This window comes from Pseudoalteromonas sp. Z9A4 (assembly GCF_011378845.1).
In the GTDB taxonomy this organism is placed as follows: Bacteria; Pseudomonadota; Gammaproteobacteria; order Enterobacterales; family Alteromonadaceae; genus Pseudoalteromonas; species Pseudoalteromonas arctica.
Genome location: NZ_WTLA01000001.1, coordinates 123,496 through 140,168, shown reverse-complemented (window position 1 = coordinate 140,168; position 16,673 = coordinate 123,496). Strand labels below are relative to the sequence as shown.

Annotated in this window: 19 protein-coding genes; 8 read left to right on the top strand and 11 right to left on the bottom strand. The window is 37.3% G+C overall.

Going from position 1 to position 16,673, the window contains the following annotated elements; all coding sequences use genetic code 11:
- Positions 1–81: 81 nt before the first annotated feature.
- The 3 genes from GQR54_RS00610 to aceK all read right to left on the bottom strand — a co-directional run bounded on the left by GQR54_RS00610 (position 82) and on the right by aceK (position 3,237).
- Positions 82–333, bottom strand: coding sequence for a DUF2999 family protein (locus tag GQR54_RS00610; RefSeq protein ID WP_008131476.1), 252 nt, complete (start codon positions 331–333; stop codon positions 82–84).
- 104 nt (positions 334–437) lie between these two features.
- On the bottom strand, positions 438–1,400 hold the full coding sequence (locus GQR54_RS00605) for a zinc-binding dehydrogenase (RefSeq protein WP_166376223.1): 963 nt from the start codon (positions 1,398–1,400) through the stop codon (positions 438–440).
- 64 nt (positions 1,401–1,464) lie between these two features.
- Positions 1,465–3,237 carry a bifunctional isocitrate dehydrogenase kinase/phosphatase gene (gene aceK, locus GQR54_RS00600; RefSeq protein ID WP_166376222.1) on the bottom strand — a complete coding sequence of 591 codons (1,773 nt, stop codon included), beginning with the start codon at positions 3,235–3,237 and terminating at the stop codon, positions 1,465–1,467.
- Between the two features lie 476 nt (positions 3,238–3,713).
- Between aceK and GQR54_RS00595 the strand changes: the two genes are divergently transcribed.
- The 5 genes from GQR54_RS00595 to GQR54_RS00575 all read left to right on the top strand — a co-directional run bounded on the left by GQR54_RS00595 (position 3,714) and on the right by GQR54_RS00575 (position 7,348).
- On the top strand, positions 3,714–4,661 hold the full coding sequence (locus GQR54_RS00595; RefSeq protein WP_166376221.1) for a LysR family transcriptional regulator: 948 nt from the start codon (positions 3,714–3,716) through the stop codon (positions 4,659–4,661).
- A 306-nt stretch (positions 4,662–4,967) separates the two neighbouring features.
- The gene (locus GQR54_RS00590) at positions 4,968–5,300 is read left to right on the top strand and encodes a hypothetical protein (RefSeq protein WP_133120254.1); all 333 of its coding nucleotides are present in this window, start codon (positions 4,968–4,970) and stop codon (positions 5,298–5,300) included.
- A 519-nt stretch (positions 5,301–5,819) separates the two neighbouring features.
- Complete coding sequence (locus GQR54_RS00585) at positions 5,820–6,263, top strand: N-acetyltransferase (protein WP_166376348.1); 444 nt, start codon at positions 5,820–5,822, stop codon at positions 6,261–6,263.
- Positions 6,264–6,292: 29 nt separating this feature from the next.
- Positions 6,293–6,499 (top strand): hypothetical protein, encoded by a 207-nt coding sequence (locus GQR54_RS00580; protein WP_008169332.1) that lies wholly within the window; start codon positions 6,293–6,295, stop codon positions 6,497–6,499.
- 417 nt (positions 6,500–6,916) lie between these two features.
- Positions 6,917–7,348 carry a hypothetical protein gene (locus tag GQR54_RS00575; RefSeq protein ID WP_166376220.1) on the top strand — a complete coding sequence of 144 codons (432 nt, stop codon included), beginning with the start codon at positions 6,917–6,919 and terminating at the stop codon, positions 7,346–7,348.
- Positions 7,349–7,360: 12 nt separating this feature from the next.
- Here the strand turns inward: GQR54_RS00575 and icd are convergent, their stop codons facing one another.
- Positions 7,361–8,629: an NADP-dependent isocitrate dehydrogenase gene (gene icd, locus GQR54_RS00570; protein WP_166376219.1), complete on the bottom strand. Its 1,269-nt coding sequence runs from the start codon at positions 8,627–8,629 to the stop codon at positions 7,361–7,363.
- 111 nt (positions 8,630–8,740) lie between these two features.
- Complete coding sequence (locus tag GQR54_RS00565) at positions 8,741–9,481, bottom strand: glycosyltransferase family 2 protein (protein ID WP_166376218.1); 741 nt, start codon at positions 9,479–9,481, stop codon at positions 8,741–8,743.
- A 277-nt stretch (positions 9,482–9,758) separates the two neighbouring features.
- Here GQR54_RS00565 and GQR54_RS00560 point away from each other — a divergent pair, with 277 nt between their 5' ends.
- Entirely contained in the window at positions 9,759–10,559 is an 801-nt protein-coding gene (locus GQR54_RS00560; protein WP_166376217.1) for a hypothetical protein, read from the top strand.
- Here GQR54_RS00560 and GQR54_RS00555 read toward each other — a convergent pair.
- A complete protein-coding gene (locus tag GQR54_RS00555; protein WP_166376216.1) occupies positions 10,556–11,107 on the bottom strand; it encodes a hypothetical protein in 552 nt (183 codons plus the stop codon). The genes GQR54_RS00560 and GQR54_RS00555 overlap by 4 nt on opposite strands.
- Positions 11,108–11,477: 370 nt before the next feature.
- Here GQR54_RS00555 and GQR54_RS00550 point away from each other — a divergent pair, with 370 nt between their 5' ends.
- Both GQR54_RS00550 and GQR54_RS00545 read left to right on the top strand, forming a co-directional pair.
- Positions 11,478–11,645, top strand: coding sequence for a hypothetical protein (locus tag GQR54_RS00550; RefSeq protein WP_002961566.1), 168 nt, complete (start codon positions 11,478–11,480; stop codon positions 11,643–11,645).
- Positions 11,646–11,784: 139 nt separating this feature from the next.
- The gene (locus GQR54_RS00545; RefSeq protein ID WP_166376215.1) at positions 11,785–12,627 is read left to right on the top strand and encodes a transporter substrate-binding domain-containing protein; all 843 of its coding nucleotides are present in this window, start codon (positions 11,785–11,787) and stop codon (positions 12,625–12,627) included.
- 83 nt (positions 12,628–12,710) lie between these two features.
- On the opposite strand, the gene GQR54_RS00540 is transcribed toward GQR54_RS00545, so the two are convergent.
- The 5 genes from GQR54_RS00540 to GQR54_RS00520 form a co-directional block, all read right to left on the bottom strand.
- Positions 12,711–13,292 carry a YceI family protein gene (locus GQR54_RS00540; protein WP_166376214.1) on the bottom strand — a complete coding sequence of 194 codons (582 nt, stop codon included), beginning with the start codon at positions 13,290–13,292 and terminating at the stop codon, positions 12,711–12,713.
- Between the two features lies 1 nt (position 13,293).
- Positions 13,294–13,845 (bottom strand): cytochrome b, encoded by a 552-nt coding sequence (locus GQR54_RS00535; RefSeq protein ID WP_002961572.1) that lies wholly within the window; start codon positions 13,843–13,845, stop codon positions 13,294–13,296.
- A gap of 362 nt (positions 13,846–14,207) precedes the next feature.
- Positions 14,208–15,044, bottom strand: coding sequence for a ScpA family protein (locus tag GQR54_RS00530; RefSeq protein WP_166376213.1), 837 nt, complete (start codon positions 15,042–15,044; stop codon positions 14,208–14,210).
- 6 nt (positions 15,045–15,050) lie between these two features.
- Positions 15,051–15,671 carry an L-threonylcarbamoyladenylate synthase gene (locus GQR54_RS00525; protein WP_166376212.1) on the bottom strand — a complete coding sequence of 207 codons (621 nt, stop codon included), beginning with the start codon at positions 15,669–15,671 and terminating at the stop codon, positions 15,051–15,053.
- The gene (locus GQR54_RS00520; RefSeq protein ID WP_166376211.1) at positions 15,668–16,522 is read right to left on the bottom strand and encodes a PHP domain-containing protein; all 855 of its coding nucleotides are present in this window, start codon (positions 16,520–16,522) and stop codon (positions 15,668–15,670) included. The genes GQR54_RS00525 and GQR54_RS00520 overlap by 4 nt, the downstream gene beginning before the upstream one ends.
- Positions 16,523–16,673: the final 151 nt, after the last annotated feature.

The following is a 16,673-nucleotide window of genomic DNA, read 5'->3' as shown; positions in this document are numbered from 1 at the left end:
TCATAAAAGAATAAGCCAAATAAAAAAGCATAAGTAAATACTTATGCTTTTTTATTTATTTTTGTTTCATCACATAACAAATTATTGATTTAGTTTTTCTTTCGCTTCTTTTACTTTTTCAAAATCTAAACCAAGTTCGTCAGTCGCTTCTTTAATAAGGTGCGGTTGAGTCATTACGACTGCCATTAGTTGCTGTAGTTTTTCTGGCGGAATACCAAGCTCTTGAACAAGCGCCATTGCCATCATTGGGTTTTGAGTAAACGCTTCAAACAATGCTTTTACTTTTTCGTCGCTTACGTTGTGCTCTTTTAAAATTGCAATAATTGGGTTCATTTTTAACCTTGTGTGTTTTTGTACGTATTTTATATTTACTAAATTATATTAGCTGAGCCATGCATTAACAACGTCAACACACGTCTCAGTGTTATATTTCATGGTTATTCTACAAGTAAAATCACTTTTCCTGCGTTTTCATTACGCTCTAAAATAGCATGGGCTTCGTTTGCGTCGCTCCAAGGCAATGTTTTATACAAATTAAAGTCGTACTTTTTAGTGGCAATATCATTGTAAAAGCGTGCTACAAAGTCGTCGCGTACTTGGCGTTTAAACTCAATACTACGATTTCTAAGCGTTGAGGCATGAAACGAAATACGTTTGCGTAAAAGCGCGGCAAAATCAACTTCTGCAAAACGTCCATCTAAAAATGCAAGCATTACAATTTGGCAATCCATCGCTGCAATAGCGGCATTTTTATTTAAGTAACTCCCCGAAACAGGATCTACAATTGCATTTGCTGTTAACTCATTTGCTTTCATATATTCTACAAAGTCGGTAGTTTTGTAGTTAATTGCATGATCGGCACCGAGTTCTTTTGCGTGTTGGCATTTGTCATCCGTACCGGCAGTAATAACTACGGTAGCACCTGCGCTTTTAGCCATTTGAATTGCGGCACCGCCCACACCACTAGCACCTGCATGAATGAGCGCTGTTTGCCCTTTTTGCAATTTACCAAGCTCAAATAACGCGCCAAATGCTGTTAGGTACACTTCGCTTATTGCAGCGCCTTCAGCCATTGTTACATCATCGGGTAATTCCATAAGCTGCTTTGCATCAACGGCTACATATTCACTGTAAGCGCCACCAGAACACAAGGCAAAAACACGCTTATTAAGCCAAACTCTATCAACTTTACCGCCAATATCGCTAACAACACCGGCACATTCTAAACCTAAAATAGGGCTATCTCCCGCAGGGGCCGGGTATTTACCTTGGCGCTGCATACTGTCTGCACGGTTTACACCTATTGCTGCAACTTTAACAAGTACTTCATGGCTCTTTAAAACCGGCTTTTCGGTTTCACTAAATGCAAGATTACCATCTTCATGAGAAATATATTTCATTGTTGCTCCAAGTTTAAAAACTGTAATAACATATAGATGGGGATGAACACAGATTCAAACAACCTCAAAAGCGCCAACTTTGTTTGTAAGGATAAACATCGGGTAGATAACCATTGTGTACTTGTTGCTGACAACCTTGCCAAAACGTCGCTAAAAACAAGTTACTGTGCTCATTATTAAAATAATTAAACGCAATCTCGTTGGCGCTAAAAAACACCTTAAATTGGCTCGGAAATATATCGTTTTCAGCTATATCAAAATACGAGTTACTACTTAGCTCTTCAAGTGCATTTTGGGTTTGTGGCACCTCTCTAAAGTTGCAATCGGTTAGTGGGCAAATTTCGTCAAAGTCGTAAAACACCACTCGCCCCCATCGCGTTACGCCAAAGTTTTTCATTAGCATGTCGCCCGGAAATATATTAGCACCGGCTAATTCTTTAATTGCTTTACCGTAATCATGCATAACTCTCTCTAAGGTTTTGTTATCGCATTGGTTAATATATAAATTAAGCGGGGTCATTTTACGCTCAACATAAACGTGCTTTAAAATAAGTGCCTTGCCAGATATAACCATGCTGCTGCCAATTTGGCTTTTCATCTGCTCAAGCAGTTCATCGCTAAAACGGCTTAAATCAAACGCTAAATATCTAAATTCGTGTGTGTCTACCAAACGACCAACCCTATCGGCTTGTTTTACAAAGTTATACTTTTCTTTCACTTGTGCTTTGGTGGCTGTTTTTGGCGCACTAAATTTGTCTTTAATTACTTTATAAACGTAATCTAGCCCTTCAATAGTAAATACCAGCATTACCATACCTGGCGTCCCTGCTGCTGTAACATACTTAAAGTTGGCTGGACTATTTTTAGTCGTATCAACCTTGTGTCGATAAAACTCAGTTTTGGCGTGCTTTATAAAACCAATGGCGTTAAATAACTCAAAGCGTTGTTTATGTGGCATTAACACACTTAAGTAATCTACATAACGAGCGGGCTTATCGGTATCAACCATAAAATAGGTGCGTGCAAAACCAAATAATAAACTTAATTGATCGGCGCCCATCATTACAGCATCAAGCTTTAGTCCCTCATCGGTATTTAAAATAGCAATGGCAAAAGGCATGTTGTCGCCATTTTTAGCAATGCAGCGCCCAATTAAATAACAGGCTTTGTTTCTAAAAAATAATGAGTTGGCGTATTCAATATAACCGTCGTTTAAATTTATAAGTTCGTACACCTGTTTGCATTGCTGCTTAGCGCCTTGCATTAACGTACTTTGTAATGTGGCTACATCGCGTTCTAAATTACTAAACAGCACTCTAAATACTTGATTAGTGATAAGCGTTTTAACGGCGTTATTAAACCCATTATGTAGCGATACCCTACTCACTAAGCTTTCATAAGAGCGTGGCTCACTACGATACTTTGCTTTTAATACAAACAAATGCACAGTACGAATCTTTTTATCGTCCCAAATTGCCCCAAACGTTGAGTTAAAAAAGGTATGGGCAATGGGTTTATTTTCGTGATTTTGTACCATATCGCCGTAAATATTTTTAGCTAATTGCCACATTTGCGGGCAAGTAAGTTCAGCGTAAGCAATAACTCTCACGGCTTCACTCACGTTTTTTACTTCGCGCTCATATACCTGTAAACGTTCACGCATAGCACTTTGTACACTGTGATACTGTTGTTGCTCAAACCGGCTTTGTGCACCCAGTGTAATATTTAAAAATTGCGAAAACATCGCCTCAAATCCAGCAAAAACAGATCGTGCAAGCTTACTGGCTACTACGTGTTGTAGCGCATTATTAGATTGATTTGTTAGCCTATTTTGCATAAATACAGCACTTATATTGATGCCAGTTATGGCGGTTATTTTTTATTAATGGTTTACACCTTAGCAAGCAGGCTTTAATTTAGATAATTAATAAAGTATATAAATAGCATTTATTGGGCGTATTAACCTTTCGAGGTTAATTTTGCAGCCGTGTATTTGGTTTTTAAGCAAGGCAAAGTACATGCAGTGTGGTTACTCCCCATAAATGTACTTTAACGCTGCATAAAGGCCAAATACACACTGCCCATAGGGTTCTTTCTAGGGACGATTAACTCTTTGTTGCCTACATGGATGTCGGTAAGGGGCGTGAGCAGGACGCGGAAGCTTTGCTCGATTTTTACTTATTCTTACATGGATGTAAGCCAGTAGAATAACGCAGGAGCAGTTATCGAGCCCACTAGGTGGCAAACCTCGCGCCGCGATTAAATCGCCCCTACATTGAACAAATTTCAACCCTGAAAGGCCAACACGCCCATATGAATATAAGAAACGTCGACCTCAACTTGTTAGTTTACTTAAATGTACTCATCGATGAAAAAAGTGTTTCCAAAGCTGCAAATAAACTTGCTCTTACTCAACCGGCTATGAGTAACGCATTAAAACGTTTGCGCGATTTATTTGACGACCCGCTACTGGTGCGTGCCGCAGGCTCTATGACGCCAACGGCAAAGGCACTTTCATTAAAGCCTGAAGTTGAGGCCCTATTAAAAATGGCTGAAGCTATTACGCAGCCTAGTGAGCAGTTTAACCCTGCAACTGCTGAAGTTACGTTTAGAATAATGGCAAACGACTATATAGAGTCGACCTTAATAGCCCCTTTTATAACGGCGCAGCTTAGTAAAAACCCCGGTATTAATTTTGATGTATTGAGCCCAAGCGACGTAAACCTACAAGATATGGAAAAAGGCACTATAGATTTAGCCATAAACCGCTTTAACGGTCTCCCTCGCTCGTTTCATCAGGCCAGTGTTTGGCGCGATAACTACTGTTGTTTAACGCATCCTAAAAATACATTTTTACAACATTCAGGGTTAGACGACTACTTACAAAAAGAACATATTTGGGTAAACCGTGCAGGTTGGGGGCCGGAGGCCGCTGTTACTAATAAATCGGGAAAGCAAAAATTAGGCTGGGTAGACGAAGCGCTTTGGCAACTAGAGCAAACCCGTAAAATACGTGTTTTTACTCGCCACTACATGGTCGCAAGCCTGCTTTGCCAATCAGAGCAACTTATTGCCACCCTACCGCGCAGGCAGGCTAAATTGTTAACCTCTCATACTGATTTAGTAATCAGCCCTGTACCATTTCAAATAGTGCCTATTGAGGTAAAAATGATATGGAGCCCGCTACTACACCACGCGCCTGCACACCAATGGTTAAGGCGTGAATTATTAGCGTTTGCTAAAACGATTGCAGATAGGTAATTAAGAGCAAACCTTTGATTATTACTCAAGAGCCTAATGCGAGTGCCTGTGCTATGTAATGAATCATCTTATTTTGAGCTAATAGCTTGGTTAGCATTTTAAATACATTGAGTTAAAAACTACCTAATGAAATAGCTAGAACTCAAATACAATGTTCGCTGAAGAATTGAATCAAAATAGGTACTGCGTTATTCTTAATTAGTAATATAAAGTCAATAACTTTAGATACTCGTTATCAATAACCTAAGACATATTAAAAAATGGAATTTTATGTACCAATACCTATATTTGAAGTGTTCACTTATAATGAGCAAGGTCACCAAAATTAGCTTTCTTCCTTTCTCTAAAGTTGAAACTGATAATTTAAAAACCCTCTTATTTACTGCACGATTTTTTGTTTATATAGCTCTTGCATACTTTTTGAATGGGTTAGGTACTTTTTTATATGATGTTCATGAAGTTGTTAATTTATACAACTTTGAACAAACTTGGAGCGTAATATTTACAAATATTCATCAGACTCTACTGTTGAAAAAATTATTATGGGAGATGTTATTTAGCGCTGCTATATTAGCGACTGGAGGTATATTGGCTGCAATAGTTTCATTCGAGTTTAAATATGAAAGTAAAAGTGACTAACCTCAAGTCTTTGCTACATTAAAATAAACTTAATCGGATTGTAAAAATACCATTAAATAACAACAACTTAAAAACCCTACTGTGTAAATGTTATTTAAGAGCCTTTTAAGGAAGATTATTATAAATATTGATTACTCTGCTTATTCACTTAGTGAATTAAACGAAGCACTTGAAAGTATTGACTCACATAAATATCCAGAGAACTACAAACGCCTTAAAGATGAATTAGCTAAACCAAGTCGTACTGAGCCAAAAGCTGCGCAACAAATAGTAATAGCTAAAAAGAACACTAAGAAAGTAAGTAAAGCGCTCCTGTGTATTGTTTTAGGTTTGTTTATTCTTTTACGCAGCTATTTTAATTACGAAAGTGGTGTCATTTATAAGAGATACAATGAGCCGGCAGTGGCATCTTTAGAAAGTAGTCCGAAAAAGTTTTATTTATTTCTTTTTTTCACAATTGGTGCCGGAGGTTTTATTACGGCATATGGTATTCATACTTTATTTTTAAAAAAGAATATAATGATAAACAAACTTAATAATAAGAATACTGCAAATATAATTTTTGCTGTCTTTCAAAAATCCTATGCTATTGAGGCTAAACTGATCGGCGCGCATAACTTCTCTCCTTTAGCGCGTAATATTAAAGGTATAAAAAAGTCAGAAACAACTTTTTATGGCTACAGCGAAAATGAATGTTTAGCAGCCGTTATTGAAGTAGATACAAACAACGAGTGTTTAGATATCTGTAGTTTAACCGTTGATCCTAGTCATTTTAAAAAAGGTATCGCAAGTAAGCTAATAAGTTATGTTTTAGCAATGGATGATTTTTCTCATGCAATAGTGGAGACTGCGGTTGCTAATACTCCTGCAATAAATTTATATAAAAAGCATGGCTTCGTGGAATTTAAAAGATGGACTCCTTCACATGGTATTGAAAAACTGGCTATGTCGGTCGTAATTTAAATCAGTATTTCAAAATAGGTAATTTATAAATGGATAGTGCATCAATAATTGCGTGGAGTGTTTTGTTTGGCGGCATAGGTATTGGCTACCTTACTTACGGGCGAAGAAAAAAAGCCGTAGTGCCACTTTGTATTGGTTTATCGTTATTGGTGTTTCCGTACTTTATGACCAGTGTTAGCATGCTACTGATTGTAGGCGCTATTTTAGTGGCTATTCCCTACTTTATTAAAATTTAACATTGTTATTGCTATTGTGACGGCTAAATAAAATACACGTGAAAATAAAAAAGCGCCATGGTATTCAACTTTGGGAAAATACCGTGGCGCTTTTGGAAATCGTCGATATAGGAATCTACCTACAGCGTATTATAAGCAAGCTTAGTACCAACTTCGTAAAATAATTAAAATTCAATAAAAACAATTAACTAAAATTCCTTCTTTATTCCTTAACTCCTCCCCTTGTTCCAGTTTTGTGCACACTTTCACCGCATTGCACCAAATTAATTAGTATTATTTAGATATGTTTTCTATTTTTTATTTAGTTTTAAAACTTACTATTGATAAAATCAATATCAGTTATTGAAAACAACAATTTTATTAATAATACACTTAGCGCTAGAGTGATGTTAAGCCAACAAACTAAGAGTAATTATTATGACAACAGCTTCTTTCACACGCCAAGACGGATTATTCATCGATGCTAACTTACATCAGTTCATTGAAGAGCAGTTATGCACCAAAGCTAACACCACTGAAGCTTACCAAGCGTTAGCTACTTTAGTTGATGAGTTTGGTTGTAAATGCCGTAAAACAAAACATCAACCAGATGATGTATTAGAAGTTGATACATTATTAAATGCATACCAACTTAAAAATCATCCACTTTGCCATGTTGATGCACAAACTACGGAAGCCGTTTTAGACGAATATTGCTGCCAAGTTCCTGCAATTATTGTTGTTGCGTTAATGGATACGCTTAGTGGTACGCAGTGCGATGAACCCCAAGCACATGAGATTTATCATCGTGCAGCGCAGTTAACCAACCGTCCTTGTATGCACAGAGTAAAAACTGCCTCAGCAGCTTAATAATGGATGTATTTAAAAGTGCTCGATAACCTTCTTTGCAAAGCTAGTACAAGTTAAGGTTATCGAGTTATGAATACTTGAGTTATCGCTCTGCTCTTGCGCTAAATCAAAGGTTACTTCACCGCTTTTAAATGTTTGCTCTAACGCATTTTCTATGAGTAATGCGGCCTCGTCCCATCCCATAAATTTAAGCATTAATACCGCACTTAAAATACTGCTACTTGGGTTTGCTTTATTTTGCCCTGCTATACGTTCAAACGTGCCGTGTGTAGGCTCAAAAAATGCGACATCGTTATTTAAATTTGCAGCGGGCATTATGCCAACACCACCAACTTGTGCACTGAGCATATCCGCTAAAAAGTCACCATTTTGGTTAGTAGTCACCACTACATCAAATTGCTCTGGATGCATTAAACATTGCTGCAGCATGTTGTCGGCTATGACTTCTTTAATAATTAAGGGCGCTTGGTGTGCTCGCTCTATTTGCAACCAACGCCCATTTTCATGTGCGGTGGCATTAAACTCGTTTTGTGCAAGTGCAAACCCCCAACGCTTAAATGCACCATCGGTAAATTTAAGTACATTACCTTTGTGTACTAGCGTTAATGATTCACTATCGTTTTTAAGTGCATAGTTAATTGCAAAGCGCATTAGTCGCTCAGAGCCTTCTTTAGATATATTTTTAATACCAATTCCGCACTCTTGTGAAAACCTTAGGCGGGTTACGCCCATTTCCTCACATAAAAAATCGAGCATTTTTTCACTTTCTACACTGCCTGCTTGCCACTCAATACCTGAGTACACGTCTTCGCTACTATCACGAAGCACTGTTATGTTTGTTAAAAAAGGGTTTTTTAAAGGAGAAGGGAGTGCACTAAAGCCTTTTATAGTGCGCATATTTACAAACAAATCCATTTCTTGCCTGAGTGCAACATTAAGAGATCGAAAGCCACCACCCAGTGGTGTGGTTAACGGCCCTTTTATGGCAATTTTACAGGCACGTACCGCGTTAATTGTTTCTTGTGGAAACCAATCACCGTCGTACAGCTTTGCGGCCTGCTCGCCATTATAAACCTGCATCCAATGAATTTTCCGTGCGCTTTTATAACAATGCTCAATTGCATTATCAACAACGTGGCGCATTACCGGCATAACATCTAGACCCACGCCATCGCCATCAATATAAGCAATGATAGGTTCTAACGGGATTTGCCAGTCCCCGCGCTCATCTATTGTTATGTTTTGACCTTGCTCTGGTACGTTTATATGTTGGTACTGCATTGCTAACACCTACAAAGCTTTATTAATATCATTAAAGCATGATCAGTTTGGTGTGTCTGTATTCACTTTTTTATAGTTACTATTAGTTTAAAAAATATAGAGCTTTTATTTTTATCTATAAGTAGCAAATAAATATTTATTAAAACTGTATTGGCTTTGTATTACTGCAATTACAAAACCAGCTTTTCCATCTAAAAAGCCAAGTCGTAAAAAGTAATGGCGAATAAAAGCAAATGTTGCTGAGCTTATTGCTTTTAATATGGACGATTTTTTGCCTTTCCTAATCATTTGATCTGCACCAATATTGGCATAGTTATTTCTTTTATTTATATATGCAAAAATATCTTCGTATTGAAAGTGTAATAAATCAGCCTTTAAGTTAATCAAGTTACAGCTTTTAACTACTACCGATTCGTGTACTAAATTATTATTGTAACTCGTTGTGTTTTTATTGTAGATACGAGAAATACAACTTGGATACCACCCACTATGACGAATAAATTGACCACAAAAGTGCGTTAATCTATTAAGTACTAGTACGTCTTTCTCTTTACATTTAGCAAGATTATCTCGTATCTCAGCACCTAATTCATCACTAACAACTTCGTCACAATCAATTGCAAAAATCCAGTCGTTACTTGCTAAAGCTTCTGCTCTTTGGCGTTGCTCACCAAACCCTTTCCAGTCGGCACGAATGAATACTTTATCTGTGTATTTTTTAGCTATTGCCAATGTTTCATCTGTACTGCCTGAATCAAGTACAATAATTTCATCAGCCCACTTTACCGACTCTAAGCATCGTTCAAGTGTACTTTCTTCATTTTTACAAATAATACAAACAGATAATTTCACGGACTTTCCTTTTATTAATTAACATAGCGCCATCATTATAAACTGATTAGATAGCTAAATAATGCAATTGTTGAATTTTTACTGATTTTAAATCTAACAAACCTATTTTTTGCAAAAAAACAGTGAAACCTATACGTAATTTAATCGCATTAAAAATTCATAACGGCTAAACCACAACTCAATTATTCCCGTTAATCACACGCTTAATTCCGATCATTCAATATTTAACTTTTATTGGTATAGTCTTTATGATTAGTTAAAAAATAGATTAAATAACATGAAGATATTATTGATATTGCCACTATTTATTACGTGTAACATAAATGCAGCTGAAGTAGTCATACATAATCTTAGCTCGCTCTCAAGTAATGCTCAAAATACAGTGTCTACATGGGTTAATCAAAGTGTTGAAAAAACACAAAATACACTGGGACCTTTAAAACAAGCTACATTGCCTATTTATTTAAAACCGCAATACTTTGCTTTTGAGCCTGTACCTTGGGCTACAGTTAAGCGCAATAACCCCGATGGGCTTGAACTACATATAGATCGCTACGCCAGTTTAAATGCATTAACTAAAGATTGGACGCTATACCATGAACTTTCGCATATATATTTGCCGCTACTTCCCTACTCCGGTTTTTGGCTAAGCGAAGGTTTTGCCAGTTACATGCAAAACGTAATAATGCGTGACAGCGGTATAATTACCCAGCCGCAATTTGTACAACGTTTAAATGCAGGATTTGATCGTGCCCGCCTGCAAACTAAAACTAAAACACAGCCACTTAATAAGCTCTCTGCCGATATGTGGAAACAACGAGCCCAGCAACGTGTTTATTGGACGGGTGCGGCTTTTTTTGCACAGGCCGATTTGAAGCTACAAAAACAAGGTTTATCTGTCGCGGGTATAATAAAACAGTATCAAGTATGCTGTAGACCCGCTCGCTCTAGTGCTAAAACCTTTATAAAAGAGTTAGATAAGCTATCCGGTAGTAGCGTTTTTACAACGCTGTATGCAAAATATAATACCCGCACCGATTTTCCTGATATTAGTAAAGAGCAGCTAAACACGCTTTAACGGCTGCTCTGTTTTATATAGTTACTATATTCAACAAGCCCTTGCGCGTTAAAATTGGTTGAGTACTCGTTCATAAAACTATGCAAAAAATTGGTTTTATAGCACTTAACATCCGCTTTGGTGCTTAAAGCTTTAATAACTTCATCAACATTAAAGTGACTCTCACTTGCTGGAAATATGAACTCACAGGGTACTTTTGCGCTTAAATTTAAATTATGTCTAATTTGCGACGGGTAAAAGCCAATTAACTTTTTAAGGTGTGTATTGCCTGTTAATAACTGTGCCCGCCATGCTGCACTTGCCCCTGCACTAAAAGCAATACACGTCGTTGGCAATTTTAAACTCTCAAAGCATTTTTGAACTTTGTCGGTGTATTTATCATGGCCACACTGCTGTATAAAATTGTTGTAACTATCTTGTTCACTTTCAATAGCTTGAAACTTGTTATTGTAAGGGTCAACAATCACTAAATTTGAACTAATTGCCTGTGATAACCTCCTTAAAGCAGGGGTTAAACCATAAATATCACTCACTATTAGGTAATTCATACTTATCCTTTGGTAACTAAAAATGGGCTTTGTAAGCAGTTGATAAGATTTATTATAAATATTTTTACAAAAATAGCTTGCGCACAATTTATATATAAGTTACCTTCCCTCTCTGGTTTAAAGAAACCGCCGCGGTTAACCATTTACCCTGATCCAGTAAGCCCCGCAAAACGTATATTTGAAAGCTAAGTTATTGTACGGCGAGAACCCCTTGAATAATACCGAGATGATTTTTTACTATCATCGCAAAAGTGTCATAAAGATCGTCAACACTGTAATGAAGCTAAACACAACATCGTTAATTTATTAACTGCAATTTGCTATAAAAATATAGCGCAGAATAAATAACAAGAATAAAGTGAGTTTTATTATGTCTTATAAATATAATGGGTCTATGATCCAAATCGCACATCCAGTGCAATCAATTTCAGTAAACAAACATCGTGTAATCTTTAGTGATACACAAGGTTTAAAAAATGCATTGTTTCAAAAAGCGAGTGATGCACGCCAGTTTGTTAAGTGGCTAAAAGCTAACTAAGCAACACATAACTTTAATTGCCCTTTTATTATTGCAATTATTGATAAGATATTATGCCAGCCTTGTTGCTGGCATTTTACTTTTTAGCTCTTTATTGGTTACAATAGTTTTACAATAATAATTACTGGCAGCTGTTGTAATGCTCCGTATATTTTTAACTTTCTTACTTTTTTTCTGTCTGAGTTCAATAGGCAATGCTAGAACCATAAACTGGCTAGCGCACGACTTTGCACCCTATTATATTTTAAATGGTCAATATCAACACCAAGGCCGTGACGAAAGCATAATTTCATTACTTGAAAAACAACTTCCTAATATTACCTTTAACCGCATGCTTATCCCTTCAGGTAAAGTAATCCAAGAGCTATCTAATACTTCAAATAATGTTTGTGCGTTATCGCTTTATAAAAATGATTACAGAAAAGAGCATATTTATTTTACAGACGAAAGCTCAACAACGGGCCTCTCGCCTTCAATAGCAATGCACAAAAGACTCGCCAAAGCACTAAATATAGCGGAATCAAAAGAAGTATCACTATTAGATTTAATACAAGATAAAAAACTAACTATTGGGATCTCTATGAGCCGATCTTATGGCCAAGAGATAGATACATTGATAAACAGTACGCCTAATATAGATTTAGTAATTAGACCCACTCGCGATAGCCTAGCGAGCCTCACATATATGCTTAACCTAAAACGAATTGATATTTTGCTGGGTTACCCAAGCGAGCATTACTATTTAGCTAAATCAATGCACTTTGAAGAAAACTTAACGCAGCGTCCATTAACCGAATCACCCGCGTTAAGTTATGGTTTTATTGGCTGTACTAAAAACGAGCAAGGCGCAGAAGACATTGCTATTCTTAATGAGCAGCTCAAAGTTATTAAAAAAACGCAGGCTTATAATGATTTACTCATGCGCTGGTTACCCGAGCATTTAAGGCCGCTATTACAGTCACGTATTAATAGCGCAAAATAAGCAAATTCGAAGTCGCTTAATTTGAGTTTCTGTTAAGCAAAAAAACGCCACAGTAAGTGGCGTTTTTATATTTAATAATGGTATTACTGACGAACGCCTTCTATTGATAAAATAATATCAACATGAGTAGATGCAGGTCCTAAGTTGTAATCAATACCGTAGTCGGTAAGTTTAAGGCTGGTTTCGCCCTCAAAACCTACGCGGTAGCCGCCCCACGGATCTTTACCTTCGCCCACTTTATCTATTTCAAAGGTAATAGTGTTAGTTACGCCGTGCAGCGTAAACTCACCGGTTACATCAGCCTCTTCGCCGTCTTCATCAAATTTAATACTCGTGCTTTTAAATGTCGCTTTTGGGTATTTATCTACATTTAAAAAATCTTTACCATGTAAATGCTTATCGCGCTCTGCATGGTTAGAGTCAAGACTTGTGATATCAATGTTTACCATAATTTTTGACGCATCAGGGTTTTTAGCATCGTAACTAAATGTGCCGTCAAAAGTATTAAAACGACCATATAACCAGCTGTAACCTAAGTGTTTAATTTTAAAATTAACAGATGCGTGCCCACCTTTTGTATCAATTACATAATCAGCTGCATTGGCGACTGTTGCCGATAACATCATTGCAGCCGAAACGGCTGTGCTTACTAATAATTTTTTCATTTTAATCATCCTTTAATGGTTTGATCATTCTAATTAAGGTTTTATCTTTATCGATAAAGTGATGTTTTAACGCCCCTAGTGCATGCAATACTGCAAACCCGATTAATGTGCACGCGCCATAATAATGTACTTTTCCTGCAATATCGGCTTGGTCATCAAAAGCAAAATCAAGCGCTGATACGTTAAATAAGGTAAACACTTCTATTGGACGTCCGTCTGCGGTTGATATTAAATACCCAGCAACAACAATAACGGCCAAAATAATATACATAGCAATATGCGCAGTATGTGCTAATTGGTTCATGCCTTTACTCTCACCTAATGGTTTAGGTTGTGTAGATAAAGCACGCCATAAAATTCTAAATAAAAATACGGCCACAAGCGTAATACCAATACTCTTATGTAAATCGAGTGAACCTTTATACCAGCTATCGTAATAAGTAAGCTCAACCATATATAAACCTAAACCAAACAGGCCAAAAATAGTCAGCGCCATGAGCCAATGTAAAATAATGGCGACAAGTCCGTAGGATGAAGGTGTATTTTTAAACATGTGTAACTTCCTATAATGCTATGACGTTACAATATAGTGCACAGCCATAAATGAAAATAACATTTACAAACACTTTACGTGCGTATACGCACAGAACTTTATTATTTAAAGTCAGTTTTGCAAATAATAAAGTTCTGCTTGTATATGGAGTCTATTTAACGTTAAGAAAATTACGCTAGAACTAGGCAGAAATTTTTGTATCTAGTTGTTCTCGGCAATTGCTCCCTGCATTGCTCTACCTCCTACCTCCTGCATCCATGCAGTCGTAAATAAAAAATTTTAACAACGTAATAGTGCAATTTAATTCGTTAAATTGCTCAAATATTCATGCAGGTTGGTATGAGATGATTAAACAGATAGTTTTATAGGGTAGATTGTTCGCTTAAGCTGACATAAATTAAGCTCTCAGGGCTTACTTGCAAACAGGTAACAAGCCCTTCTTTAATAAGCTCAAGCATAGCTATAAAACTAACCACTACACCACTTCGCCCTTCATTTGGGGTAAAAAGCGCATTAAATACCACTGCCGAGTTTGCTTGCGATAGTTGCTGTAATATTTGGCTCATTCTCTCTCGGGTTGAGAGTACTTCGGCAGTAATTTGATGATGCTCAAACGTTTTTGCTCGCGCCATTACATCACTCAGCGCCAGCATTAAGTCTTTAAGTTCAATATCGGGGAGATTTTGACTTGTATCTTCACTTATTGGCATAGCGGCATGCGCTATAAAAATATCACGACCAACACGAGGAATATCGTCGAGGTTTTCGGCGGCTTGTTTAAACAGCTCATACTCTTGCAAACGTTTAATAAGCTCAGCACGAGGATCTTCTTCCTCTTGAAGCTCTTCGTGTACAGGTAATAATAAGCGAGACTTAATTTGCGCAAGTAACGCAGCCATTACTAAATATTCGCCAGCAAGTTCGAGTTGAAACTCGGTCATCATTTCTACATAACTTACGTACTGCTCTGTAATACTAAAAATAGAAAGTTCGAGTACATCAAGCTTATGCTTTTTAATTAAATAGAGCAGTAAATCGAGCGGGCCTTCAAAGGTTTCTAATATTATTTCGAGCGCGTCAGGTGGAATGTATAAATCTTCTGGTTTGTCTACAACCGCTTTACCATGCAAAAAAGCCAGTGGCAGCTTTTGCTGCACTGGCTTTTCACTATTTTTTGTATTTGCAGTGCTTTCGCTCATTACTTATTATTCAAATGGGCTTGTATCACCACAGCCAACACGCAAAATCTTGACTTCATCTTCCGACAAATCGATTACCGTGGTTGCTTGCTCGGCTAAGTGGCCACCGTGAATAATTAAATCAACGTGTTTATCTAAACGCTCTAATATTTCATCAGGATCTGATTCTGTAAACTGCTCACCTGGTAAAATTAAAGAACACGACATTAACGGCTCGCCAAGTTCGGCAAGTAACGCACAGGCTATTGGGTGCTCAATTACACGCATGCCAATGGTTTTTTTCTTGTCGTTTAATAAACGTTTAGGGACTTCTTTTGTGCCTTTAAAAATAAAGGTATAAGGCCCTGGCGTATTATTTTTAATTAATCTAAATAGCTGGTTATCTACGCGTGCATAAGTAGATAACTCCGATAAATCACGACAAACTAGCGTAAAATTATCGTTTTTTTCAATGCCACGAATTCGCTCTATGCGCTCTTTGGCTTGCTTGTTACCAATGTTACAGCCAATTGCATAGCCAGAATCTGTTGGGTAAACAACAACGCCGCCTTGTTTAATAATATCAACGGCTTGACTAATCAATCTCGGTTGCGGATTTTCAGGATGAATGTGAAATAATTGACTCATAATAATGCCCCTTCTTGTCCTTCCCAGGCTTGCCAAACACCTTGGCAGTCTTTCGGTAAGTATAAATTTTTGCCAAGCTCTAAATAGCTTGTCGGAAAATGAAAATCAGACCCTTGCGAGCAAAGTAGCCCGTACTCACGGCTGAGTTCACCTAAAAATTGACGTTCGCTTGGCGCCTGCTGAGGTTGTGCAACTTCCATTGCGTCTCCTCCTACACTTTTAAATTCTACTAATAGCTTGCGTAACCATTTGTTCGACATTTGATAACTACTTGGGTGCGCAAGTACAGCAACTCCACCAGCGGCATGAATAGCCTCAATAGCAGTTTGCATGGTGCACCAACAACTTGGTACATAACCTGTTTTGCCACGACCTAAATACTTTTTAAATACACCGGGAAAGTTTTTTGCTACGCCGCGCTCAATTAATGCACGTGCAAAATGTGCGCGTGTGATTTGCGCGTTTTTTGCAAGCTCTTTAGCCTGCTCATAAATGCCATCAAAACCGTTTTTTGTAAGACGTGCGCCAATTTCTAGCGCGCGCTCTTCTCGCTTTTGCTGCTGAGCAGATAATAAAGAGGTAAGGTCAATATTCTCAATATCAATATTTAAACCAACAATATGAATTTCGAAGCTTTCCCATTTAGTCGACACTTCTGTACCCGTTATTAATGAAAGCGGTAATTTTTCAGCTTCAATAAATTGCTGGGCAGGTTTAATGGCTGCCACAGTGTCGTGATCGGTAATAGCAAACACATCAATATTTTTATCAACAGCGCGATGCAATAATTCTTCAACCGTTAAACGCCCGTCTGAGTGTGTGGTGTGGCTATGTAAATCGTATTTTATCAAAAGAAAACTGCTTAAAATTAAGGGTTAATGGTGTTTATGTAAGTATAACAAGTTTTTTGACTAAATTGTTTTAAATAAACACTTGACACAAAAGCATAAGATACGTTTTACTGTAGCCACTTTCAGACACATTAAGAATTAACAATAATGA